At 65.6% G+C, this 23,021-nt stretch carries 21 protein-coding genes; 12 read left to right on the top strand and 9 right to left on the bottom strand.

What is annotated here, in order from left to right; all coding sequences use genetic code 11:
* Position 1: 1 nt before the first annotated feature.
* The 3 genes from cadR to C722_RS0119945 form a co-directional block, all read right to left on the bottom strand.
* Positions 2-472, bottom strand: coding sequence for a Cd(II)/Pb(II)-responsive transcriptional regulator (gene cadR / locus C722_RS0119955; protein ID WP_017642212.1), 471 nt, complete (start codon positions 470-472; stop codon positions 2-4).
* Between the two features lie 189 nt (positions 473-661).
* The gene (locus C722_RS0119950; RefSeq protein ID WP_017642211.1) at positions 662-841 is read right to left on the bottom strand and encodes a hypothetical protein; all 180 of its coding nucleotides are present in this window, start codon (positions 839-841) and stop codon (positions 662-664) included.
* 169 nt (positions 842-1,010) lie between these two features.
* Positions 1,011-2,414: a hypothetical protein gene (locus tag C722_RS0119945; protein WP_017642210.1), complete on the bottom strand. Its 1,404-nt coding sequence runs from the start codon at positions 2,412-2,414 to the stop codon at positions 1,011-1,013.
* Between the two features lie 136 nt (positions 2,415-2,550).
* On the opposite strand from C722_RS0119945, the gene C722_RS0119940 reads away from it, so the two are divergent.
* Positions 2,551-2,802 carry a CsbD family protein gene (locus C722_RS0119940; protein WP_017642209.1) on the top strand — a complete coding sequence of 84 codons (252 nt, stop codon included), beginning with the start codon at positions 2,551-2,553 and terminating at the stop codon, positions 2,800-2,802.
* Between the two features lie 81 nt (positions 2,803-2,883).
* Here C722_RS0119940 and C722_RS0119935 read toward each other — a convergent pair whose 3' ends face one another.
* The 3 genes from C722_RS0119935 to tesB all read right to left on the bottom strand — a co-directional run bounded on the left by C722_RS0119935 (position 2,884) and on the right by tesB (position 5,699).
* The gene (locus C722_RS0119935; protein WP_017642208.1) at positions 2,884-3,252 is read right to left on the bottom strand and encodes a response regulator; all 369 of its coding nucleotides are present in this window, start codon (positions 3,250-3,252) and stop codon (positions 2,884-2,886) included.
* A 25-nt stretch (positions 3,253-3,277) separates the two neighbouring features.
* Positions 3,278-4,726: an ATPase domain-containing protein gene (locus tag C722_RS0119930; protein ID WP_017642207.1), complete on the bottom strand. Its 1,449-nt coding sequence runs from the start codon at positions 4,724-4,726 to the stop codon at positions 3,278-3,280.
* 112 nt (positions 4,727-4,838) lie between these two features.
* Positions 4,839-5,699 carry an acyl-CoA thioesterase II gene (tesB, locus tag C722_RS0119925; protein ID WP_017642206.1) on the bottom strand — a complete coding sequence of 287 codons (861 nt, stop codon included), beginning with the start codon at positions 5,697-5,699 and terminating at the stop codon, positions 4,839-4,841.
* A gap of 171 nt (positions 5,700-5,870) precedes the next feature.
* Here tesB and C722_RS0119920 point away from each other — a divergent pair, with 171 nt between their 5' ends.
* The 7 genes from C722_RS0119920 to C722_RS0119890 all read left to right on the top strand — a co-directional run bounded on the left by C722_RS0119920 (position 5,871) and on the right by C722_RS0119890 (position 13,747).
* Complete coding sequence (locus tag C722_RS0119920; RefSeq protein ID WP_017642205.1) at positions 5,871-7,487, top strand: histidine kinase famiy protein; 1,617 nt, start codon at positions 5,871-5,873, stop codon at positions 7,485-7,487.
* Positions 7,484-8,116 carry an exopolysaccharide biosynthesis protein gene (locus C722_RS0119915; RefSeq protein WP_017642204.1) on the top strand — a complete coding sequence of 211 codons (633 nt, stop codon included), beginning with the start codon at positions 7,484-7,486 and terminating at the stop codon, positions 8,114-8,116. The genes C722_RS0119920 and C722_RS0119915 overlap by 4 nt, the downstream gene beginning before the upstream one ends.
* Positions 8,113-9,039: a histone deacetylase gene (locus C722_RS0119910; protein ID WP_017642203.1), complete on the top strand. Its 927-nt coding sequence runs from the start codon at positions 8,113-8,115 to the stop codon at positions 9,037-9,039. Before C722_RS0119915 ends, C722_RS0119910 begins: the two co-directional genes overlap by 4 nt.
* Before the next feature lie 12 nt (positions 9,040-9,051).
* The gene (locus tag C722_RS0119905) at positions 9,052-9,828 is read left to right on the top strand and encodes an NYN domain-containing protein (RefSeq protein WP_017642202.1); all 777 of its coding nucleotides are present in this window, start codon (positions 9,052-9,054) and stop codon (positions 9,826-9,828) included.
* Positions 9,829-9,983: 155 nt separating this feature from the next.
* Positions 9,984-11,225 carry a zinc-dependent alcohol dehydrogenase gene (locus C722_RS0119900; protein ID WP_017642201.1) on the top strand — a complete coding sequence of 414 codons (1,242 nt, stop codon included), beginning with the start codon at positions 9,984-9,986 and terminating at the stop codon, positions 11,223-11,225.
* A 53-nt stretch (positions 11,226-11,278) separates the two neighbouring features.
* Entirely contained in the window at positions 11,279-12,523 is a 1,245-nt protein-coding gene (locus C722_RS0119895) for a TIGR03862 family flavoprotein (RefSeq protein ID WP_017642200.1), read from the top strand.
* A gap of 108 nt (positions 12,524-12,631) precedes the next feature.
* A complete protein-coding gene (locus C722_RS0119890; protein WP_037064367.1) occupies positions 12,632-13,747 on the top strand; it encodes an FUSC family protein in 1,116 nt (371 codons plus the stop codon).
* Between the two features lie 18 nt (positions 13,748-13,765).
* Here C722_RS0119890 and C722_RS0119885 read toward each other — a convergent pair whose 3' ends face one another.
* The gene (locus tag C722_RS0119885; protein ID WP_017642198.1) at positions 13,766-15,658 is read right to left on the bottom strand and encodes a hypothetical protein; all 1,893 of its coding nucleotides are present in this window, start codon (positions 15,656-15,658) and stop codon (positions 13,766-13,768) included.
* 138 nt (positions 15,659-15,796) lie between these two features.
* On the opposite strand from C722_RS0119885, the gene C722_RS0119880 reads away from it, so the two are divergent.
* The gene (locus C722_RS0119880) at positions 15,797-17,107 is read left to right on the top strand and encodes a DEAD/DEAH box helicase (RefSeq protein WP_017642197.1); all 1,311 of its coding nucleotides are present in this window, start codon (positions 15,797-15,799) and stop codon (positions 17,105-17,107) included.
* A gap of 468 nt (positions 17,108-17,575) precedes the next feature.
* Here C722_RS0119880 and cysS read toward each other — a convergent pair whose 3' ends face one another.
* Both cysS and C722_RS0119870 read right to left on the bottom strand, forming a co-directional pair.
* A complete protein-coding gene (gene cysS, locus C722_RS0119875) occupies positions 17,576-18,961 on the bottom strand; it encodes a cysteine--tRNA ligase (RefSeq protein ID WP_017642196.1) in 1,386 nt (461 codons plus the stop codon).
* On the bottom strand, positions 18,961-20,649 hold the full coding sequence (locus C722_RS0119870; protein ID WP_017642195.1) for a glutamine--tRNA ligase/YqeY domain fusion protein: 1,689 nt from the start codon (positions 20,647-20,649) through the stop codon (positions 18,961-18,963). Before C722_RS0119870 ends, cysS begins: the two co-directional genes overlap by 1 nt.
* A 145-nt stretch (positions 20,650-20,794) precedes the next feature.
* Here C722_RS0119870 and C722_RS0119865 point away from each other — a divergent pair, with 145 nt between their 5' ends.
* From C722_RS0119865 to C722_RS0119855, 3 genes are all read left to right on the top strand, one after another.
* Positions 20,795-21,289 carry a peptidylprolyl isomerase gene (locus C722_RS0119865; protein WP_007158996.1) on the top strand — a complete coding sequence of 165 codons (495 nt, stop codon included), beginning with the start codon at positions 20,795-20,797 and terminating at the stop codon, positions 21,287-21,289.
* The gene (gene lpxH, locus C722_RS0119860; RefSeq protein WP_017642194.1) at positions 21,286-22,014 is read left to right on the top strand and encodes a UDP-2,3-diacylglucosamine diphosphatase; all 729 of its coding nucleotides are present in this window, start codon (positions 21,286-21,288) and stop codon (positions 22,012-22,014) included. Before C722_RS0119865 ends, lpxH begins: the two co-directional genes overlap by 4 nt.
* A gap of 184 nt (positions 22,015-22,198) precedes the next feature.
* Positions 22,199-23,011 carry an HDOD domain-containing protein gene (locus tag C722_RS0119855; RefSeq protein ID WP_017642193.1) on the top strand — a complete coding sequence of 271 codons (813 nt, stop codon included), beginning with the start codon at positions 22,199-22,201 and terminating at the stop codon, positions 23,009-23,011.
* The last annotated feature ends 10 nt before the right edge of the window (positions 23,012-23,021 follow it).

Genomic DNA, 23,021 nt, shown 5'->3' with positions numbered 1-23,021 from the left:
GCTAGTCATGCAGACGGTGGGTGCCGGGCACATGGGCGTGCCCGGCCGCACTGCAGCTGGCGGTGGTCGCCGATGGCGCCGCCGGCTGACCGAGTTCGCGCAGGATGCCGCAACGGTCGCCTTCGCCTTCCCCCTGGCACTGCCGTCTCAGGGTCACCAGCTGTTCGCGCAGCTGATTCAACTCGCGAATGCGCACCTCGACATGATGCAGATGGGCGCCGATCAGGGCGTCCACCTGGGCGCACCCCGGCGTGGCGGTATCCCGTAGCGCCAGCAGCGCCCGGATCTCTTCCAGGGTCATGTCCAGGGAACGGCAATGACGCACGAAGATCAGGCGCTCGACCTGATCCTCGTCATAGCTGCGGTAGTTGCTGCTGCTACGCGCCGCCGGGCGCAGCAGGCCTTCACGCTCGTAGTAGCGGATGGTCTCGACCGCGCAGTCGGTGCGCCGGGCCAATTCGCCAATCTTCATCGTGCCTTTCTCGCTCCGCTGACATCCGGACAGCCTGCCGCGCTCGCGGCCCTGGGGCAAGGGTTCTGGAACTACCGGCAAGCGGTGGGAAGAGACGTTGGCGACCGCTCAGCCGGTGCGGACGGGCAGGCAGATAGAACGACGCCCCGGCGATGAGTGGATCGCCGGGGCGTCGCGACAAACATCAGACTAGTTGGCGTTGTTCTGGTACAGCGCGGAAGCACGGGCGGGATGTTCCGACTGGAATTGCGCTTGGGCATTGGCCCGGATCGATTTGCTGGACAGGTCGCGACTGGCCGCGGATGCGGTACCCGACAGCAGGCCCATGAACAGGACGGCAACGAGCGCTTGGATACCCAGGACTTTCATAGCGAATACCTCTTGGTTGTGCTGTTTCGATAGACACAGCGTACTCCCAGTACTAATCCGCCAAAAAGTCGCTTTTCCGTGAGTGATATTTACCTATTAGGCAAATATCACCAGGGAACGTCTTGATACTGCCTCGGACATTCGCTCATCGGCCAGGCGCGCTGCCCACCTATTGCAACTCGCTCAGCTGTTTTTCCAGGCCCATGGCCTGGCCTGCCCCGACACTGGTCAGGTGGAACAAGCCATAGGCCTCCAGATAGGTCCAGCGACTCAAAGGACCATTGCCTGAGATGCCATGTCGGCATTCGAGAGTCTTGGCCCTGCCACTGAGAGTAGCCAGCACCTTGCGCGCCTCACCCTCGCCCACCACCTTGCAGGACAGCTTGATCTCCCGCTGCTCCGCGCCCTTCAGATTGCCGGTCAGGGTCTGCCGGGCTTGGTAGCCGACCTGGCTGCCCACCGCGAGCCTCCGCCAGTCGCCGCTGAAGCTCAGTCGATCCAGGCTGGCGAGTTCTTCCACCGGCAGATTGCCGTTGTCGAGGCGGGTGCGGCGTACCAGGTCGATCAGCCCGCGCCAATTGAGCGAGTCGACCCGTGCCGCCCTGCCCTGGGCGCTGAAGCGCAACAAGCCTGGCTGCGCGCCAGGGCTGACCCGGACCTCTTCGCGATAGGCCTGGGTCTGGCCTTCGTAACGGCTCTCGCCCGCCTCTACGAAGCGCTGCACGGCCATGGCTGGCGCGGGTAGCGCCAGCGCCTTGAGCGCCTGCAGAGGCTGAGCCTGGGCCGCGGGCAACTCGCCAGCGGGCGACGGTGCAGCCGGCGTTGTCGCGGCGGCCTTGATCCCGCCCAGGCGTGGCGTGGCCAGTAAGGCATCCCGGCGGTCACAGGCGGCTTCCAGCAGGGTGCGCCGCTCGACGGGAGCGGCAGCGAAGGTCTCTTGCCCCTGGGCGCCTGGCTGGCTGTCAGTTATCCGCCCGGCGTCATCCAGGCCGTAACGCGCCAGCAGCAGATAACGGCGCGCGGTACAGTCGGCGGCCAGGGATTCGCGCCACTGGCGCACCGGAGCGCCATAGCGCGGCGTCTGCAGCTGGACGGGCAACTGTTGGCCTCCCCAGAAGCGGCGCACCCCGTTGGCGTCCACCAGGCTGTTGCGGTCGATGACCAGGGTGTCGCCACCGGCGCCGCTGGCGAGGACACGCCAATCCTCACTGGCCGGCTGGGCGCAGAGCGCAGCCACGTCTGGACGCTGCTTGAGCGCCTCGACCTTGGCGGCGCTCAGCGCCAGGGGCGCGGCATAGCCATTCACCCGTCCGGGATAGACGCGCTGATCGCCCTCCAGAAAGAGCAATTCGGCCTGTTCATCCACGCAATCCAAGGCCACCAACGCGGCGCCGCCATCCGCCAGGGCCAGCGCCAGTTGCAGGCGAGAGCCCTGGCGCAGGATGCTTTCAGCCACAACGGGCCGGGTGAAGAGCTCCTCGGCATCGGTCACCGGTTCGGCAGGCGGCTGCTGGGTGCTGCAACCGGCCAGCAGCGACAGCAGGCAGAAGGCGTAAATACGGTTGGAGATCATGGTTCCTCTCGGCTGAAAACCGCGATGGCTGTCGCGAACAGCAAATTGACCTGAACGAAATGCGTCTGGCGCGGATCAATAAGGGAAGCATGCCGCTTGGCATGACCTCTCCCGTTTCCCAACATGAGGTGCATTCATGAATACCGATCAGATCATAGGCAATGCCAAGGACGCTACCGGCAAGGTCCAGGACAGCTTCGGCGCCGCGACCGGCAATGCCGATTGGCAAGCCGAGGGCAAGGCCCGTCAACTGGAAGGCAAGCTGCAGGAGCAATATGGCCAGGCCATCGACTGCGCACGCAACGTGACCGCCGACAAACCCTTCACTGCCCTGGCCATCGCCGGCGGTGTCGGTTTCGTTCTGGGCGTACTGCTGTCGCGCTCCTGATCGGAGACGCGGGGCTGGCCGATGCGCCAGCCCCAAAACGAAAAGGCCTGCTCAGACAGGCCTTTTTGTTTTGGGACTCGCTCAGGATTCCAGCGCAACGAGGTGCTTGCGCACCGTGTCCACGATATCGCCGATGTTGAAGGGCTTTTGGAACACGGCATCGAACAGCTCAGCGCTTTCCTGGGCCAGGTGCGCCTGGGCACCGCTCATCAGGATGATGGGCAGGTGTTGTAGGCCCTGGCGTTCGCGCAGGGCCTCCGCCAATTCGCGGCCATTCATCACCGGCATCATGAAGTCGGTGATGACCAGCGACGGTAGTTCTCGATCGAAGACATCAAGCGCTCGGCGGCCGTTGCTCGCCTTGACCACCATGTAGCCTTCGTCTTCAAGAGCGAAGGCCAGGATGTCCGCTATCAGAAATTCGTCATCGACTACCAGTATCGTCGTCATGTGGAGACTCTCCCAGCCGACGCGATCATGGTTGTATTGAGGGCATGGCTGAACCGGAAAGCACCTTCACCATGTCTTTGAACGCCTTTTTCAGTTCGATTCCCGAGTTGTCTATCACCATCTCGCGTAGCGAGGGGTCATAAAGGCTATCCCGCACCTTGAGGATGGACAGAACTCTTTTGATCTCCGCCTCGGCCTCGACGAATCGCAGCAAAATCAGATTGTCCACCATGCTGGAAAGTTCGGGAGCCGGCGCTGCTATATCCGCGCCAAACATGTCCCGTAATTCCCAAGTAGCTAGAACTGTGACGCCCTGGGTACGCAGCTCGTTCAGTAATGCACTGAAGTATTCGATGAGCCGCCCCTGGGGCAAGGCGAAGCGGGCAATGGCGCCCAGACTGTCGATCACCAGCCGTTTGATGCCGTGCTGCTGGACCAGCGCAAGCAGCTTCAGACCCACTTCATCAAGGCGCAACTCGGTCGTGGGCTGCCAGTGCATGTGCAGTGCGCCCTGATCGATACGGCCGGCCAGATCGAGCCCCAGGGCGTCGGCCTTGAGCTGCAGCCGCTCCGGCGGTTCATAGAAGCTGAACATCAGACCGGGGGCCTCGGACGTGCAGGCGGCCAGGAAATTCAGCGAGATGGACGTCTTGCCGGCACCCGAGGGCCCCATGAGCAAGGTGGTCGAGCTTTCCGGTAGCCCGTTCTCGATCATCGCATCCAGCGAAGCCACGCCGCTGGTTACGCGCTGGTTCCCAATGCGATAGGTCGCGCCCACCGAGGGATCGCGATAGAGAGTTTCCAACCGTGGAAACACGGTGATGCCGGCATCGGAGATGGTGAATTCGTGGAAGCCCGGCAACGCGCCACTACCGCGAGTCTTGCGCAGTGCCAGACGGCGGATGGTGCGACTGCCGATCTCTTCCTCGTGCAGATCCAGCACGCCATCGACCATGGTGTGCTCCGGGCTACCGTCTTCGAGACGCGCGCTGGTGAGAAAGATCACCGTGCAACCGGCAAAGGCCGCATGCCCCTGCAACTCGGCGATGAACTTCTTGGTGTCGATGGGCGTTTCCGCACGCGACCGAGCGTTGAGCAGACCATCCACCACCAGCAGACTGGCCTTTTGCCGGCTGATTTCCCGCCGCAGGAGACGCACGACCTCATCCAGCCCCTCGCCTTCCATGGTATCGAAGGCGCTCAGGTACTGGACCTGATCCCCGATGCAGGAGCGGTCGAAGAAATCCAGCGTGGAAAAGAATTGGAACATCCGCTCATGGGTTTCCGACAGCATGGTTGCGAACAGCACCCGGCCACCGCCGCGCACATGGTTGAAGGCGATCTGATTGGCCATGATCGATTTGCCGGAGCCCGGACGGCCCTGGATGACATAGGACGCGCCTGCAACCAGGCCTCCCTTCAAGATCTCATCCAGCCCCTGGATACCGGTTACGACGCGCTCGAGTCGATTCAAGAACGATGCCTCAAACTAATGATGTGTCTGGGACGCCTAACTAGGCGCCCGGTGCTTCGCAGGCAAGAGCCTATAAGGGTGCTACCGAAATAGCCAGCTAGAGGGCTTGGTCTCAGCCGCGTTTGCGAATCAGTCCTTCCTGGGCCACTGAGGCCACCAGCTGTCCCGCGCGGTTGTAGATGCTGCCGCGGCACAGACCGCGAGCCCCGCCGGCCCAGGGACTGTCGATGGCGTAGAGCAACCAGTCGTCCAGGCGGAAATCGCGGTGGAACCAGACCGCATGGTCGAGGCTGGCGATCTGCAGCGAGCGATCCCAGAAACTGGTGCCGTGGGGCAGCAGCGAGCTGGGCAGCAGATTGAAGTCCGAGGCATAGGCCAGCAGATAGCGATGCAGCGCCGGCTGGTCCGGCAGATCGCCGGTGGCGCGGAACCAGACGTGGCGAACCGGCTCGGTGGGCTCCGGCTTGAAGGGGTCGGTAAAGACCACCGGGCGCATCTCGATCGGCCGCGGCCCGAGCAGCTTGTCGCGTAAGGGCGCAGGAATCAGCTCGGCGTACTTTTGCGCGTGGGCGATCTCCGATTGCAGCGTCTCGGGCGCGGGCACGTCCGGCATGGTGGTCTGGTGCTCGAAGCCCGGCTCTTCGATATGGAACGAAGCGCTGCAGAAAAAGATCGGCTGTTCACCCTGGAAGGCAGTGACCCGGCGGGTGGAAAAGCTGCCCCCGTCGCGGATGCGATCCACCTGGTAGGTCACTGCCTCCACGGCCGAACCGGCGCGCAGGAAATAGCCATGCAGGGAGTGCACCTGGCGCGCCTCGGGCACGGTCTGGCTGGCCGCTGACAGCGCCTGCCCCAGCACCTGCCCGCCAAAGAGCTGGGGAAAGCCGAGATCCTGGCTCCCGCCGCGATACAGATCGGGGGCCAGGGATTCGAGGGTCAGCAGTTCGACCAGGTTGTCCAGCACCTTACTCATGGGAAGGGTTCCTTGACAGAGAGCGATCATCATACGCAAAACCGGTCAAATCCTGTGCGTTCGCCGTGCTTCCAGACACATTACTCATCGTATGACGATAACTGGTGGAGCTTGTGGCCCCATAAGCGGTCACAATGAGGGTACCGCTGTCCGCTCGCAGGCTTCCTCCCCATGACCGAAACCGCCAACGCCTCGTCTCCCCATCCGTCCGCGGCCAAGATCGCGGAGCTGGGCAAGGGTCTCGGGCACGACGACATCTTCTTTGCCGCCGTGAAAAAGACCCGGATGCCGATGATCGTGACGGATCCGCACCAGCCGGATAATCCGATCATCTTCGCCAACGAGTCCTTCTTGCGCACCACGGGCTACGCGCTGGACGAGGTCATGGGCCGTAACTGCCGCTTCCTGCAGGGGCCGGACACGCGCCCGGAACATATCGCTGAAATCCGCAGCGCGCTGCGCGAGCAACGGGATTGCGACATTGAATTGCTGAACTACCGCAAGGACGGTTCGACCTTCTGGAATGCGCTGTTCATCTCCCCGGTGCTTGATCCCCAGGGCCAGCTGCTCTACTACTTCGCCTCGCAGCTGGACGTCTCCCGCCGCCGCGACGCCGAGGATGCCCTGCGACAGGCGCAGAAGATGGAAGCCCTCGGCCAGCTCACCGGGGGCATCGCCCACGACTTCAACAACCTGCTGCAGGTGATGGTCGGCTACCTGGACATCCTGAGGATCAATCTGGATCGTCCGGAACTGGACAAGGACAAGGCCAAGCGCCATGTCGACAACACCCGCGACGCGGTGAATCGGGCAGCCACCCTGACCCAGCAGCTGCTGGCCTTTGCCCGCAAGCAGCGCCTGACCGGGCGCGCGGTGGACCTGAACAAACTCATTGAGGCCCGTCAGGGCCGCCTGTCCCAGGCACTGGGCGGGCCCTTCCGCTTCATCTTCCGGCCGGCTCCGGCCTTGTGGAATTGCCGGCTCGATCCGATCCAGCTGGAGACGGCGCTGCTCAATATCGTCGATAACGCCCGCCTGGCCATGCAGGAGCGCGGTACCGGCACCCTGACCCTGGAGACCCTCAACGTCGAGGTCAATGGTCAGGATCTGGCCCACGGCGGCCTGGCCCAGGGGCACTATGTCTGCATCGCCCTGACCGACACCGGCTGCGGCATGTCCACCGACGTGCTCGGTCGGGCCCTGGATCCTTTCTTCACTACCCGTGACGAAGGTCAGGGCAGCGGCTTGGGCCTGTCCATGGTCTATGGCTTTCTCAAGCAGTCGGGCGGCCTGGTGAGGCTCTATTCGGAAGTCGGCATAGGCACCTCGGTGCGTCTCTACTTCCCGGTCTCCGAAGAGGAGGCGCGCGACCATCCGGCGCCCCTGCCGACCCCGCACGAGGACGGCGGCGGTTCCGAGACCATCCTGGTGGTGGACGATCGCCCGGACGTGGCGGCCCTGGCCCAGGCCATTCTGGAAGAGACCGGCTACCAGGTGCTGGTCGCCCACAATGGCCAGCAGGCGCTGGACATCCTTGCCCGCGAGCCTGCCATCGACCTGCTGTTCAGCGACCTGATCATGCCCGGCGGCATGAATGGCGTGATGTTGGCCAAGGAGGCGCAGCGGCGCCAACCCGAGCTGCGCATCCTGCTCACCACGGGCTATGCCAACAACGCCCTGGAACTGGAGGAAGGCAACGGCGAGCGCTTCCCCATTCTCAACAAGCCCTATGGCCGCCAGGATTTGACCCGCTGGATCCGCCGTATGCTGGACAACGCCCAGCCATGAAGGACGAGGCCCTGGAGCGCGAGCCCGCCAGCTGCGACACCGGGCAGGATGGCCCGGTGGATCTCCAGAGCTTTCTGGCCTGTCTGGAGCGGGTGGGCAACAGCCCCAGCCAGGTCTCGGTGCAGCACCTGATCGATGCCATCGGCAGTCGCTCCTTTGGTCCCATGATCCTTTTGCCAGGGGTACTGGCGATCTCGCCGCTGACCGGCATTCCCGGCATCGCCACCGCCATCGCCGTCTTCGTCATGCTGGTGAGCGGCCAGTTGCTGATGGGGCGTGACCACTTCTGGCTGCCGCGCTGGGTGCTGCAGCGCTCGATCTCGCGCGGCAAATTGCGCAAGTCGCTGCGCCTGCTGCAGCGGCCGGCGCGCTGGGTGGACAAGGTGGTCAAGTCGCGCCTGCGGGTACTCACCTCGCGGCCCGCGCACTTCGTCACCGCCCTGCTCTGCATTCTCATCGCCGCGACCATGCCGGTGCTGGATCTGGTGCCCTTCGCCAACACCACGGCCGGGCTGGCGCTGACCTCTTTCGCCCTGTCGCTGATCGCCCGTGACGGCCTGCTGTTCCTCCTGGCGCTGGGTTTCTGCACCGGTATCCTCTGGTTCATCCTGGAGCTCCTGGTGTTTTGAGCGCCCGCCTGCCGCTGGTCTACCACGAGGACTACAGTCCGTCCTTCCCCGCCGGCCATCGCTTTCCGATGGAGAAATTCCGTCTGCTGCACGAGCACCTGAGTGCCAGCGGCATCCTGGGCGCCGATAACTGGCGGCGCCCTGACCGCTGTCCGGACGAGTTGCTGGCGCTGGCCCATGCGCCGGACTACATCCGGGCCTTCCAGGCCGGCGAACTGGCACCGCCGCTGCAGCGCCAGCTGGGCCTGCCCTGGAGCGAAGCCCTGGTGCGCCGGACCATCCGCGCGGTGGGCGGCTCCTTGCTCACCCTAGAGCTGGCGCTGCGCCATGGCCTGGCCTGTCACCTCGCCGGAGGGACCCACCACGCCCACCATGACTATCCGGCCGGCTTCTGCATCTTCAACGACCTGGCGATCCTGGCGCTGTCGCTGCTGGAAAGCGGTCGCGCCGGGCGGGTGCTGATCCTGGATTGCGATGTGCACCAGGGCGACGGCACGGCGCGCATCCTCGCCGAGGTCCCTGACGCCATCACCGTCTCCCTGCACTGCGCCACCAACTATCCAGCGCGCAAGGCGCAAAGCGACTGGGACATCCCCTTGCCCCGCGGTCTGGACGACGCCGGCTACCTGCGGGTGCTCGACGACGCCCTGGGCTATCTGCTGCCCCTCTATCAGCCCGACGTGGTGCTCTACGATGCCGGGGTGGACGTCCATCGCGATGACGCCCTGGGCTATCTGGACCTCACCGATGCCGGTCTCGCCGCCCGCGACGGCTTGGTCTTGCGGCGTTGCCTGGCGGCGGATATACCGGTCGTAGGGGTGATCGGTGGCGGCTATTCGGCCGATCGCCTGGCGCTGGCCCGCCGGCACGGCATCCTCCATCACACCGCGACCCAGGTCTGGCAGGAGCTGGGTCTGAACTGAACGGGAGCTTCAATGAGCAAGACCGCCAAGACCTCCGAATCCAGCCAGGCGCGCCTGGCGGTGCTGATCGATGCGGACAACGCACCGGCCGCCATCGTCGATGGCCTCATGGCCGAGATCGCCCGCTTCGGCGTGGCCAGCGTCAAGCGCATCTATGGCGACTGGACCCAACCGCAACTGAACAGCTGGAAGAAGGTGCTGCTCGACCACTCCATCCAGCCGGTGCAGCAATTCGGCTACACCAAGGGCAAGAACGCCACCGACAGCGCCCTGATCATCGATGCCATGGACCTGCTCTATACCCGTCGTTTCGACGGCTTCTGCCTGGTCTCCAGCGACAGCGACTTCACCCGCCTGGCGGCGCGGCTGCGCGAGGAAGGCCTGACGGTCTACGGTTTCGGCGAGGAGAAGACACCGGATCCCTTCGTCTCGGCCTGCGACAGATTCATCTACACCGAGATCCTCAGGTCGAAGCCACGCGAAGAGGCTCGCGAAACCACCAGCGCCACCGACAAGCCCGCGACCACCAACCGTGGCAAGCCCAAGTTGAACACCATTCTCAAGCTCATCGAACAGGCCGTGGAAGACGCCTCCGACGAAGGCGGCTGGGCCAACCTGGGCATGGTCGGGGCCAACCTGGGCAAGGTGCGTCCGGACTTCGATGCCCGCCTCTATGGGCATCGCAAATTCAGTGGCCTGGTGAAGGCCCATGGCGACAGGTTCGAGGTGCAGGAACGCGATCCTGCTGATGGCAGCGCGGGTAAGGCCGTGTACATCCGCAACCGCTGACACCGTTCCGCCTGCCCGGCTCTGGCCCGGGCTTTGGCGGCGAAAAGCCACAATCGGTCGCCATCAAGGTGCCATACCACCGGTCCGACATCGCGGAACCGCTCGGCTGGCGGCGGCCTCCACCTCTAGGTAAACGCTACCCAACGGAGACCGCCATGCGAGCCTTGACCTACCACGGTGCCCACGATGTCCGCGTCGATACCGTTCCCGATCCGACCATCCAGGACGCCGACGACATCGTCCTGCGGGTGACGGCCACGGCCATCTGCGGTTCGGACCTGCACCTCTACCGCGGCAAGATCCCCACCGTCGAACACGGCGATATCTTCGGCCACGAATTCATGGGCATCGTCGAGGAAACCGGCCCGGCCGTCACCGCCGTGCAGAAGGGCGATCGGGTGGTGATTCCCTTCGTCATCGCCTGTGGCAGCTGCTTCTTCTGCAACCAGGATCTCTACGCCGCCTGCGAGACCACCAACACCGGCCGCGGCGCCATCCTCAACAAGAAACAGATCCCGCCGGGGGCGGCGCTGTTCGGCTTCAGTCACCTCTATGGCGGCGTACCGGGCGGCCAGGCCGAATACGTGCGCGTGCCCAAGGCCAACACCGGTCCCTTCAAGGTGCCCGGCACCCTGGCTGACGAAAAGGTGCTGTTCCTGTCCGACATCCTGCCCACCGCCTGGCAGGCCGTGCTCAACACCGGCATCGGCCAGGGTTCGAGCATCGCCATCTATGGCGCCGGACCGGTCGGCCTGCTGTCGGCCGCCTGTGCGCGGATGCTGGGTGCCGAGCGTATCTTCATGGTCGATCACCACCCCTATCGCCTGGCCTATGCCCAGCAGACCTATGGCGTCATCCCGATCAACTTCGACGAGGACGACGATCCGGCGGCCACCATCATCGAGCAGACGCCCGGCAAGCGGGGTGTGGATGGAGTCGTGGATGCCGTGGGCTTCGAGGCCAAGGGCAGCACCACCGAGACCATCCTCGCCAACCTCAAGCTGGAAGGCAGCAGCGGCAAGGCCCTGCGCCAGTGCATCGCGGCCGTGCGGCGCGGTGGCACCGTGAGCGTGCCCGGGGTCTATGCCGGTTTCATCCATGGTTTCCTGTTCGGTGATGCCTTCGACAAGGGCCTGACCTTCAAGATGGGCCAGACCCACGTGCAGCGCTATCTACCGGAACTGCTGGAACACATCGAGCGTGGCGACTTGGCGCCGGAGGCCATCATCACCCACCGGATGTCCCTGGAGCAGGCGGTCGAGGGCTACAAGATCTTCGACAAGAAGCAGGAGGACTGCCGCAAGGTGATCCTGACGCCGGGGCGGACCGAACCGCTGATTCCCGAGCGGCTGGAAGAACCCCTGGCGGCACCCCTGGGTCAGGCTGGCGTGGTCTAAGAACCTAGCACCTCGCGTACAATGGCGGTTTTCCGTAGCTCCTGGATGCCGCCATGTCTCTCTCCCCCGCCGCCCCTGCCGTCGCTGTCATCGGGGGTGGCCCCGCCGGGCTGATGGCGGCCGAGACTCTGGCCGCCGCCGGCATCCCGGTGGATCTCTTCGATGCGATGCCTTCCGTGGGCCGCAAGTTTTTGCTGGCCGGCGTGGGTGGCATGAACATTACCCATGCCGAGGAGCAGGCCGCCTTTCGCCAGCGTTATCGCGAGCGCGAGAGCGGAGTCAGCCCCTGGCTCGACAGCTTCGACAGCGATGCCCTGCGCGCCTGGATCCATGAGCTGGGCATCGAGACCTTTGTCGGCACCTCGGGACGCGTGTTTCCCGCCGACATGAAGGCCGCGCCCCTGCTGCGTGCCTGGCTGCATCGGCTGCGCGACCAGGGCGTGCGCATCCACACCCGCAGTCGCTGGCTGGGCTGGGACGCCGAGGGCCGGTTGCGCCTGGCCACCCCGGAGGGCGAGCGTCTGCTGCAGCCCCAGGCCACGGTGCTGGCACTGGGCGGGGGCAGCTGGCCGCGGCTCGGCTCGGATGGGGCCTGGCAGGCGCTGCTGGCGGCGCGGGGGATCAGACTGCGCCCGTTGGAACCGGCCAATTGCGGTTTCGAGGTGGCTGGCTGGAGTGACTTCCTCAAGACCCGCCACGCCGGCGCGCCGATCAAGCCCGCCGCCCTGGCCCTTCCGGGTCAGCCGCCACGCCAGGGCGAATTCGTGCTGACCGACACAGGGATCGAGGGCAGCCTGGTCTATGCGCTGTCCGCCGAGATCCGCACGGCCATCGAACGGGATGGCCAGGCGACCCTGACCCTGGATCTGGCGCCGCAGCGTGACCTGGCCGAACTCGGCCGGGCCCTGGCCAAGTCCCGCGGTAGCCAGTCCCTGGCCAACCACCTGCGGCGCCATGCCGGGATCGACGGCGCCCGGGCCGCCCTGCTCCGCGAGTTGGCTCCGCCGGTGACCTTCCAGGACATGGGCCGATTGGCTCAGGCCTGCAAGGCCGTGCCCCTCACCGTGGTCAGGCCACGGCCCCTGGCGGAAGCGATCAGCAGCGCGGGCGGCGTGCCCCTGGAAGCGCTGGACGCTGGCCTGATGCTGCGGCAATTGCCGGGCGTCTTCTGCGCCGGCGAGATGCTCGACTGGGAAGCACCCACCGGCGGCTATCTGCTCACGGCCTGCTTCGCCAGCGGCCGGGCAGCGGGCCAGGGGGTGCTGCGCTGGCTGGCCGCTGGCGGCAGCTCGGCCTGAGCGGTCCGGTCGCGATGCGCCTCTGCCGTTCGCGGCCGGCCCCTGTGCTGCCAGACGGCGCTCGGGCGCGGTAGCATAGGCAGCGACCACGGCACTCATCATGGATCCATGCCCCCTTCCCAGGCGTTGTCGGAATTCAGGCAGTTGTTGCGCGATCTGGCAGGCGATCTCCGCCAGTTCGGCCGCGACCGGCGCCGTCTGGTCGACGAACTGGAGACCCTGACCTCGGTCTTTCTGGCGATCCTGCTCGGCCACCTGGCCGGGGTTCAGCATGTCGGTTGGGCGGCGTTCAGCGGCTACATCGTGATGAGGTCATATGTCCGCGACAGTTTCTCGCGCGGCTGCCTGCGGGTGCTGGGTACCGGTATCGGCGCCGCCGGTGCCCTGTTGGTCCTGCGCCACCTGCAGCTGAACCCCTACGAGCAGGCCATCCTGCTGGGCACGGTGGGCAGCGTCACCCTCTATCTGACACTGGTGGGCCGCTATGGCTATGCCTGGTTGCTGGGCGGCCTCACCTACGTCATGGTGGTCCTGGCGAGCCTCCAGGCGCCCGATCAGCTCGAGCGATACGCCCTGTCACGGCTGTTGGAGGTGGCGCTCGGCACCTCGGCCTGCGTGCTGGTGAGCGCGCTGTCCACCTACGGCGTCCGTGCGCGCCTGTGGCCCAGGACGCCAACCACGGTGGCCTCGACGCCGCGGACCCTGGGTGTCTGGCAGCCCCTGGCGTTGCGCCATGCACTGCAGGGAGGTCTGGCCCTGGCCCTGCTGTCCCTGGGCGCGACGGCAGAGATCGGGGTGGATGTCAGCCAGGCGGCCATCACCATCCTGGCGGTCATGGTGGTTCCCTTCGACGGCCTGAGCAGCGCCGGCAAGGCGGTCTCCAGAAGGCTGTTGCATCGAATGCTCGGCTGCCTGCTCGGGGGTGGCCTGGCGGCCCTCCTGCTGCTGGTCAGCCAGGAAAGCCTCTGGCTGACGCTGGCGGGCGTTGCGCTCGGTGTGCTGATTGGCAGACACCTCGAGAACGGTCCGCTCGGTATCGGCTATCTCGGCATGCAGTTCGCGCTGGCGTTTCTGGTGGTGATGGTGCCTGACCACTATGACCATATCGACCCGGTGGCGGGCCTGGCCCGGCTGGGCGGTATCCTGCTGGGCTTTCTGGTGCTGGAGCCGGTGTACTGGCTCTCGACCTGGCTGATCAGGCGCCTGTCACCCGGAAGGCCCTAAGGCACGGCGGCGCCGAGCTCAGCCCGGGCGCTCGACGAACTCGGTGGCCGGCGAGCCATCGGCATTGTGCTGACGGATCACCGCCGGGCGCCCTTCCGCGTCCAGCAGCACCTGGCCGATGCCGGCACCGTTCCAAAGTCGCTCGCCGGCCTCGCGGCGATCCGGCAGGCGCGGTTGCAGCTCCCAGCGGCGGCGCTTGGTGAAGCCGTTGAGCGGCGACCAGGGCGCATAGAGCCAGCGATTGAGCCGGTCCAGGGTGGCCAGCAGGCGCGGCGGGAATTCGTTCTTGATGCCGCTGCTGGTGATCTGCCAGAGCCGCGGCTCACCGCGTCGGTCCCGGATGCGGATGTCGTAGACGAAGGAATAGTGCACGTCGCCGGAGAGCACCACGTAGTTGCCCGGGGTGCGGCGGTGGCGAAAGATGTTGAGCATGGTCTTGGCCGCCCCGGGGTGGGCCATCCAGTTCTCGGCATCCACCATCAGCGGCTGGCCGAACCAGGTGAAGATGCGCTGCACCGCCTCGATCAGCTTGACGCCGAACATGGGCGCGGCCGAAACGATCACCGCCGACGGATGATCCAGCAGGTCCTGCTGCAACTCGCAAAGGGCCTCCCAGTCCATCAGGCCCGACGGGTGCTCCAGGCGGAGTTCGCTGCGCCAACGGCGCGTACGGGTGTCCAGCACGATCAGCGGCGGGCTGGTCTTGAGCACATAGTGCCAACCCTGGAACCGCAGCAGATCGTCGATGCACTGATTTTGCGCCGCACAGTCCAGCTTGCCGTCGTCTCCCGCGGTGGCCAACAGGCAGGCGGTGGCGGCCAACGGCTCGGCGACCGATTCCGGCGCGTTGCCCCAGGCCTGGCAGAGCAGATAGGCCAGCAGGGCATTGCCGAGGATGCGCCGGGAGAAGGGATGCCCATAGGCCGTCTCCTCCCAGCGGGCGGATAGATTCCAGTCGTCGGTGACGTCATGGTCGTCGAAGATCATCAACGTGGGTACCCAGGCCAGGGCCCGCGCAGCCTGGGGCAGGGTCGCCACGAAGCCTTCGATGCAGCGCGACTCGGCGGCGTAACGCTCACGGTCCTTATCGTCGAGCGCCGGTGGCACGACCTCGATCAGGCTCCAGGGCGTGGGGGACCAGCAGAGCAGATAGAGCGCCAGCACCTCGCTCAGGGTCACCAGGTGATTGTGGGCATTGGTGGAGGTGAAGATCGGCTTTTCCACCCCGCCAAAGAATTTCTCGCGCAGCGCCCGATTGGACTTGAAGGCCGGCAGCAGGTCTTCGCGGTGATAGAGGTTGGCGGCATGGGCCATCAGCGCGTCGCTGTCCGCCACCACCGCGCCTTCGAGAAACTCGCCATGGAGTCCGAGGCGACGGATAAGCGCCTGCACCGCCAGCAGCATGGGCCCCGCGACATCATCGGCATAGACCTGATCACCGGTAAGCAACAGGGCCGCGGGCCGCTCCTCGGGGGTCGCACTGGCCTGCAGCAGGCGATCCACCGCGATCAGGCCATCGGCCGAGGCATGATGGGGCTTGCGACAGGAGCCATGGAGCAGATGATCGAAGCGTGCGCGCAGCACCAGGCATGGCAGGTCCCCGTCGGCCGAGAGCAGGTGTGGGGCCCAGTCGCGGATGCCGCCCGCGGTCAGCTGCAGGTCGTAGTGGATGAAGGTATCGGTCGGCAACTCGACCTTAGGCTTGACCTCCAGCAGCTGCAGGTAGGCCTGTGCGCCCAGGCGCAGGCACTGGACCTCGCTCTGTGCCTCCCACTCGGCTTCACCCTGCCAGAGCCGCGGCACAGGCGCCTCGGCGGTGGTGGTCACCAGCCAGAGCAGCAACCGCGACGACTCGACCCGGCGCAACAGCGGACCGGCCAGTACCGGGGGCAAGGTAGAGGTATCGCTCATGGGCTCTCCTGTAGACGCAGAACTGACCACTATGCCGCGTCGGGATTCAGCCCGCAGCCGCCGCCTGGCTACAAAGTTTGAGCGCGCATCACAGTCGGCCTAGAATTCGCTCCCTTTTCGTCGCCATCCGGGCCTGTCATGACCTTTGCCGACCTCGGCCTCATAGATCCGCTGCTGCAGGCGCTCACCGCCCTGGAGCACAGCTCCCCCACGCCCATCCAGCGCCAGGCCATCCCGGCGGTGCTGGCCGGTCGCGACCTGCTGGCCGCCGCCCAGACCGGCACCGGCAAGACCGGCGCCTTTGGACTGCCGCTCCTGCAGCGACTGGTGCAGGAAGGCCCGGCGGTGGCGCCCAACCATATCCGCGCGCTGATCCTCACGCCCACCCGCGAGCTGGCCGAGCAGGTCCATGCCAGTCTGCGCGACTATGCCCAGCACCTGCCCCTGCGTACCGCCGTGGCCTACGGTGGCGTGAGCATCAATCCGCAGATGATGAAGCTGCGCAAGGGCGTGGACGTGCTGGTGGCGACCCCCGGGCGCCTGCTCGACCTGTTCAACCAGAACGCCGTGCGCTTCGACCAGGTACAGCTGCTGGTGCTGGACGAAGCCGATCGCATGCTCGACCTGGGCTTCTCCCGACAACTGGGCGAGCTGTTCGTCATGCTGCCGCGCAAGCGCCAGACCCTGCTGTTCTCGGCGACCTTCTCCGACGCCGTGCGTCAGCTGGCCGCCCCGGTACTGCGTGATCCCCAGACTATCGACGTCAGTCCGCGCAACACCGCCGCGGTCACCGTCAAGCAGTGGGTGGTGCCGGTCGACAAGAAGCGCAAGACCGAACTCTTCCTGCACCTCTATCGCAGCGGTCCTCGCCAGCAGGTGCTGGTGTTCGCCAAGACGCGCAAGGGCGTGGAACAACTGGTGGAGGTGTTGCAGGCCGAAGGCCTGGCGGCGGAATCCATCCATGGTGACAAGCCCCAGCCGGCGCGGCTGCGCGCCCTCGCTCGCTTCAAGGCTGGCGAGGCGGACATCCTGGTCGCCACCGATGTGGCCGCCCGCGGCCTGGACATCCAGGACCTGCCCCTGGTGGTCAACCTGGACCTGCCCATCGTCGCCGAGGATTACGTGCATCGCATTGGCCGGACCGGCCGCGCGGGCAACCAGGGCCAGGCGGTTTCGCTGGTCTGCGCCGACGAGGTTGACCAGCTGGCGGCCATCGAGACGCTGATCGGTCAGATCCTCGTGCGCCGCGACGAGCCGGATTTCATCCCCGACCACCGCGTCCCCCAGACCGGTCCGGGCGGACTGGTCATGAAGAAGCCCAAGAAGCCGAAGAAACCCAAGGTGGGTGGACCGGTATCCGACAAGCCCCTGGGTCGCTGGGTGGAAGACGGCAAACCCAAGGTCAAGTCGGTGCGCAAGTCGCCCGGCTTCGGCAAGCCACGCAAGTAACCGTAAGGCTTAGCGCGGTGGAATGGCGGTAGACGGTTGATTGCGGCCATGACCGTAACAGACCCTAGGTTGGGCTGAGCGTAGCGAAGCCCAACAGGTCTTGCTTGGAGCTGGTTGTTGGGCTTCGACGATAAAGCCGTCTCAACCCAACCTACGGAAACAGCGCCAGCCCGTAGGAAAGGCCATTAGGTTGGGTTACGCGCAGCGAAGCCAAACGGGTCTTGCCCAGAGCCCGCACTGTTGGGCTTCGACGATGGAGCCGTCTCAATCCAACCTACGAAAACAGCGCCAGCCCGTAGGAACGGCCATTAGGTTGGGCTGCGCGCTGCGAAGCCAAACGGGTCTTGCCCAGAGCCCGCACTGTTGGGCTTCGACGATGGAGCCGTCTCAACCTAACCTACGGCGGCCCGGCCCCGTAGGAGCGGCCGCATCGGCGGACCGCCATGGCCGCGCTATGCTGGGCGTCGCTTACTCCGCCAGGCGCCAGGTGGTGCCGCCCTTGCCGTCTTCCAGCACCACGCCCAGGGCGGTGAGCTGGTCGCGGATGCGGTCGGATTCCGCCCAGTTCTTTTCCGCGCGCGCGGCGAGCCGGGCCTGGATCAGCGCCTCGACCTCGGCGGCATCCACCCGCCCCGCCGCATCAGCGCGCAGGAAGGCTTCCGGCTCCAGCTGCAGCACGCCCAGTACATCACCCAGTTCGCGCAGACGCCCGGCCAGGCCAGCCGCCGCGGCAGGATCGCTCTCGCGCAGGCGGTTGATCTCGCGGGCCAGCTCGAACAGCACGCCGCAGGCACCAGCGGTGTTGAAGTCGTCGTCCATGCACTGGGCGAAGCGCTCGGCGTAGCTTTCGCCGCCTTGCGCCGGTGCTTGCGGCAGGCCCTTGAGCGAGTGATAGAAGCGCTCCAGAGCACCCTTGGCTTCGCGCAGGTTGTCTTCCGAGTAGTTGATCGGGCTGCGGTAGTGGCTGGCGATCAGCAGGTAGCGCACCACTTCCGGGTGATACTTCTCCAGCACCTCGCGCAGGGTGAAGAAGTTGCCCAGGGACTTGGACATCTTCTCGCCATTGATGGTGATCATCCCGCAGTGCAGCCAGGCGTTGGCGTAGGTATTGCCGGTGGCCGCCTCGCTCTGAGCGATCTCGTTCTCGTGGTGCGGGAATTCCAGATCGTTGCCGCCACCATGGATGTCGAAGGTCTCGCCCAGGCAGCAGGTGGACATCACCGAGCACTCGATGTGCCAGCCCGGTCGCCCGGCGCCCCAGGGCGACGGCCAGCTCGGCTCGCCCGGCTTGGCGGCCTTCCACAGCACGAAGTCCAGCGGATCTTCCTTGGCCTCGCCCGGCTCGATGCGCGCGCCGATGCGCAGGTCCTCGACGCGCCGCCGCGACAGCTTGCCGTAGCCAGCGAAGCGATTGACCCGGTAGTAGACGTCGCCGTTACCCGGGGCATAGGCATAGCCCTTGTCGATCAGGGTCTGGATCATGGCGTGCATGCCATCGATGTGATCGGTGGCGCGCGGCTCCTGGTCGGGCTTGCGGATATTCAGCCGCGCCTCGTCCTCGTGCATCGCCTCGATCATCCGCGCCACCAGGTCGGTGAAGGGCTCACCGTTGGCATTGGCGCGCTTAATGATCTTGTCGTCGATGTCGGTGATGTTGCGCACGTAGGTCAGGTCGTAGCCGCTATGGCGCAACCAGCGGGTGATGACGTCGAAGGCCACCATGCTGCGACCATGCCCCAGGTGGCAGTAGTCGTAGACGGTCATGCCGCAGACGTACATACGCACCTGGCCCGGCACCAGCGGCGTGAAGGCTTCCTTGGTCTTGGTCAGGGTGTTGTAGAGGTGCAGCCCCATCATTGCCCCCAGGAATCGCGCAGGGTCACGGTACGATTGAACACCGGCTTGCCCGGCGCGGAATCCTTCAGATCGACGCAGAAGTAGCCTTCGCGCTCGAACTGGAAGCGGTCTTCCGGCTGGGCCTGGGCCAGCGACGGCTCGGCACGGCAGCCCTTGAGCACCACCAGGGAATCAGGATTGATGTTGTCGAGGAAGCTACCGCCCTCCTCGCTCTTCTCCGGCTGCGCCGAACGGAACAGGCGATCGTAGAGGCGCACCTCGCACTCCACGCTACCTTCGGCCGGCACCCAGTGGATCACGCCCTTGACCTTACGGCCCTCGGGATTCTTGCCCAGGGTGTCCGGGTCGTAGCTGCAACGCAGTTCGACCACGTTGCCGTCGGCATCCTTGATGGCCTCATCGGCACGGATCACGTAGCTGCCGCGCAGGCGCACCTCGCCACCCGGCTCCAGGCGCTTGTAGCCCTTGGGCGGATTCTCTTCGTAGTCGCTCTGGTCGATGTACAGCTCGCGGGTGAAGGGCAGCTGGCGCACGCCCAGATCCTGCTTGGGATGCCGTGCCAGCTCCAGATTCTCTACCTGGCCCTCGGGGTAGTTGGTGATCACCACCTTGAGGGGCTTGAGCACGCACATGGCGCGCGGAGCGTTCTGGTCCAGGTCCTCGCGGATGGCGAATTCCAGCATGGCCACGTCGACCACGCCATTGGAACGGGTCACGCCGATCATCTCGCAGAAGTTGCGGATGGCGGCCGGGGTGTAGCCACGGCGGCGATAGCCCGACAGGGTGGACATGCGCGGGTCGTCCCAGCCGTGCACATGGGCCTCGTCCACCAGTTGCTTGAGCTTGCGCTTGCTGGTGACGGTGTAGTTCAGGTTGAGGCGGGCGAATTCGTACTGGCGCGGCTGGGCCGGCACCGGCAGCTTGGCCAGGAACCACTCGTACAGCGGACGGTGGTCCTCGAACTCCAGGGTGCAGATGGAGTGGGTCACGCCCTCCAGGGCATCGGACTGGCCATGGGTGAAGTCATAGCTCGGATAGATGCACCAGGCATCGCCGGTCTGATGGTGATGGGCGTGACGGATGCGATAGAGGATGGGATCGCGCAGGTTCATGTTGGGTGAGGCCATGTCGATCTTGGCGCGCAGCACCTTCTCGCCGTCCTTGAACTCGCTGGCCTTCATGCGGGCGAAGAGGTCCAGGTTCTCGGCCACCGAGCGGTCGCGGAAGGGGCTGTTGCGACCCGGTTCGGTGAGGCTGCCGCGGTATTCGCGAGCCTGCTCGGGGGTGAGGTCGCAGACGTAGGCCAGGCCCTGCTCGATCAGGTTGACGGCCCAGGCGTAGAGCTGGTCGAAGTAGGCGGAGGCATAGCGCACCTCGCCGGCCCAGTCGAAGCCCAGCCAGTGCACGTCGCTCTTGATGGCGTCGATGTATTCCTGGTCTTCCTTGGCCGGGTTGGTGTCGTCGAAGCGCAGATGGCAGTCGCCGCCGAATTCCTTGGCCAGGCCGAAGTTCACGCAGATCGACTTGGCGTGGCCGATGTGCAGGTAGCCATTGGGCTCCGGGGGAAAACGGGTGACGATCTTGGCCTGCTTGCCGGCGTCCAGGTCAGCCTGGACGATCTGCCGCAGGAAATGCGCGGGGGCGGCTTTGGCGGCGGTGGACGAGTCGGAAGTCGGCTTGCTCATGGGATCCTTAACTGGGCAGACGCACGGCCAGGGTAGGCCGGGCAAAGGTAAACCCGTATCATAGCCCAACCCGTCAAGTCCCGGCGAAACCCTTGAGGCCTCGCCGGGTCTGGATGCTGTCCCCTTTAGCTACGGATTCGCTGCCATGATCAAGCTGCACACCAACCACGGCGTCATCACCCTGGAACTCTTCGAGGACAAGGCGCCGGAAACCGCGGCCAACTTCAAGGAATACGTCAAGAGCGGTCACTACGACGGCACCATCTTCCACCGCGTGATCAGCAACTTCATGGTCCAGGGCGGTGGTTTCGAGCCGGGCATGAAGCAGAAGCCGACCCGCGCCCCGATCAAGAACGAAGCCAACAACGGCGTCTCCAACGCGATCGGCACCGTCGCCATGGCCCGCACCATGGATCCGCACTCCGCCTCGGCGCAGTTCTTCATCAACGTGTCCGACAACACCTTCCTCAACCACACCGCGCCCACCAGCCAGGGCTGGGGCTATGCGGTGTTCGGCAAGGTGGTCGAGGGCATGGACGTGGTCAACGCCATCAAAGGCGTCGCCACTACCAGCAAGGCCGGTCACCAGGACGTGCCGAGCGAAGACGTGATCATCGAGAAGGCCGAGATCGTCGAGTGATTCTACTGGTCTCCGACCTGCATCTCGAACCGCAACGCCCGGACCTGGTCCGGGCGTTTTTGCATTTCCTCGAAACCCGTGCCCGCGGTGCCGAGGCGCTGTACATCCTTGGGGATCTGTTCGAAGCCTGGATCGGCGATGACGCCATGGGGCCCTTCGAGCAGGAGATCGCCACCGCCTTGCGCCAGCTGGCCGACAGCGGCACGGCCGTCTATCTGATGCATGGCAATCGCGACTTCCTCATCGGCAAGGCCTTCTGCCGCCAGGCGGGTTGCCGCTTGCTGCCGGATCGCCATATCGCCGACTTCCCGGGTCGCCGCGTGCTGCTCATGCATGGCGATACCCTCTGCACCCGCGACGAGGGCTACCAGAAGCTGCGTCGCATCCTGCGCCATCCCCTCACCCTCTTCGTGCTGCGCCACCTGCCGCTGGCCAGCCGCCAGAAGCTGGCGCGCAAACTGCGCAGCGAGAGTCGCCAGCAGACCCGCGCTAAGGCCATGGACATCACCGATGTCACCGAGGCCGAAGTCGAGCGCGAACTGCACGCCGCCCGGGTGACGACGCTGATCCACGGCCATACCCACAGACCCGCTTGCCATGAGCTGCTGCTCGATGGCCAGCCGGCCGAGCGCATCGTGCTGGGGGACTGGGACCGCCGAGGCTGGGTGCTGGAAGCCAGCGAAGCGGGCCTGACCCAGGTCGATTTCGCTCTCGACGAACGGTAATAGCGCGGCCAGGCATGCCTGGCTTTCTTGCAGCAATTACCTGATCAGCAAAGCAATTTTGCTTGGCTACCCGGTCGCGGCCACTCCGGCTGCGACCGATCGTCACATGACCGCTACAGAAATCCGCGCAGGCGACCGATGACGAGGGTGTAAGGAGATGTAACCCTTTTCCGCGGAGACGCCCATGCAACTCGACACCCTCTTTGCCCAGCTGCACAACCTGCCCAACGTCCCCGAAGTGGCGCAGGTCCTGATCCAGCAGTTCGACGACCCCAACACCAGCATCGAAACCCTGTCGCGCACCGTGGCGCGCGATCCAGTCATCGCCGCCAAGGTGCTGCGCCTGGCCAACTCGGCGCGCTTCCGCGGCGCCCGTGAATCCACCAGCATCGAAGACGCCGCCCTGCGCCTGGGCTTCAACACCCTGCGCACCCTGGTACTGGCCTCGGCCTTCGCTGGCGGCTTCAAGGCCGCGCCCGGCTTCGATCTGCAGGCCTTCTGGTACAACAGCTTTCTGGTCGCCAGCCTGTGCAAGCCACTGGCCAAGCAGGCCGGCCTGGACCAGGAAACCGCCTTTACCTGCGGCATGCTCCACGACATCGGCGAATTGCTGATCCAGAGCGGCGCCCCCGAACTGGCGCCGAGCCTGGCCGGTCGCGCCACCGCCAGCAGCCATCGCGCCGCCGACGAGACCCTGCAACTGGGCTTCGGCTATCCGGAAGTGGGTGCCGAACTGGCCCGCCGCTGGCAGCTGCCCCAGGTCCTGCGCGACGCCATTGGCTACCAGGCCCGCCCGCTGCAGGCACCAGAAGGCAACGGCTATGCGCTGATCGTGGCCCAGGCGGTCGCCGTGGCCGAGGTGCTGCAGGAGAATGTCGGTGACAGCAAGGTGCAGGACCTGAGCGGTCCGCTGTTCGCCAGCATCGACCTGGAACAGCTGACGGCCGTGCTGCCCAACGCGCGGGACACCGCCGCGACCTTCGCCCAGGCGGCCTGATCCACCGAAG

This window comes from Pseudomonas sp. 313 (assembly GCF_000316965.1).
Lineage (GTDB): Bacteria > Pseudomonadota > Gammaproteobacteria > Pseudomonadales > Pseudomonadaceae > Chryseomonas > Chryseomonas benzopyrenica.
Note: the sequence above shows the minus strand (reverse complement) of the source record. Positions and strands in the feature narration are given on the sequence as shown.

Excerpts from the sequence above, each read along its gene's own strand:
- cadR (WP_017642212.1), bottom strand. The coding sequence starts at position 472 with ATGAAGATTGGCGAATTGGCCCGGCGCACCGACTGCGCGGTCGAGACC.
- C722_RS0119950 (WP_017642211.1), bottom strand. The coding sequence starts at position 841 with ATGAAAGTCCTGGGTATCCAAGCGCTCGTTGCCGTCCTGTTCATGGGC.
- C722_RS0119945 (WP_017642210.1), bottom strand. The coding sequence starts at position 2,414 with ATGATCTCCAACCGTATTTACGCCTTCTGCCTGCTGTCGCTGCTGGCC.
- C722_RS0119940 (WP_017642209.1), top strand. The coding sequence starts at position 2,551 with ATGAATACCGATCAGATCATAGGCAATGCCAAGGACGCTACCGGCAAG.
- C722_RS0119935 (WP_017642208.1), bottom strand. The coding sequence starts at position 3,252 with ATGACGACGATACTGGTAGTCGATGACGAATTTCTGATAGCGGACATC.
- tesB (WP_017642206.1), bottom strand. The coding sequence starts at position 5,699 with ATGAGTAAGGTGCTGGACAACCTGGTCGAACTGCTGACCCTCGAATCC.
- C722_RS0119920 (WP_017642205.1), top strand. The coding sequence starts at position 5,871 with ATGACCGAAACCGCCAACGCCTCGTCTCCCCATCCGTCCGCGGCCAAG.
- C722_RS0119915 (WP_017642204.1), top strand. The coding sequence starts at position 7,484 with ATGAAGGACGAGGCCCTGGAGCGCGAGCCCGCCAGCTGCGACACCGGG.
- C722_RS0119905 (WP_017642202.1), top strand. The coding sequence starts at position 9,052 with ATGAGCAAGACCGCCAAGACCTCCGAATCCAGCCAGGCGCGCCTGGCG.
- C722_RS0119900 (WP_017642201.1), top strand. The coding sequence starts at position 9,984 with ATGCGAGCCTTGACCTACCACGGTGCCCACGATGTCCGCGTCGATACC.
- C722_RS0119895 (WP_017642200.1), top strand. The coding sequence starts at position 11,279 with ATGTCTCTCTCCCCCGCCGCCCCTGCCGTCGCTGTCATCGGGGGTGGC.
- C722_RS0119890 (WP_037064367.1), top strand. The coding sequence starts at position 12,632 with ATGCCCCCTTCCCAGGCGTTGTCGGAATTCAGGCAGTTGTTGCGCGAT.
- C722_RS0119885 (WP_017642198.1), bottom strand. The coding sequence starts at position 15,658 with ATGAGCGATACCTCTACCTTGCCCCCGGTACTGGCCGGTCCGCTGTTG.
- C722_RS0119880 (WP_017642197.1), top strand. The coding sequence starts at position 15,797 with ATGACCTTTGCCGACCTCGGCCTCATAGATCCGCTGCTGCAGGCGCTC.
- cysS (WP_017642196.1), bottom strand. The coding sequence starts at position 18,961 with ATGGGGCTGCACCTCTACAACACCCTGACCAAGACCAAGGAAGCCTTC.
- C722_RS0119870 (WP_017642195.1), bottom strand. The coding sequence starts at position 20,649 with ATGAGCAAGCCGACTTCCGACTCGTCCACCGCCGCCAAAGCCGCCCCC.
- C722_RS0119865 (WP_007158996.1), top strand. The coding sequence starts at position 20,795 with ATGATCAAGCTGCACACCAACCACGGCGTCATCACCCTGGAACTCTTC.
- C722_RS0119855 (WP_017642193.1), top strand. The coding sequence starts at position 22,199 with ATGCAACTCGACACCCTCTTTGCCCAGCTGCACAACCTGCCCAACGTC.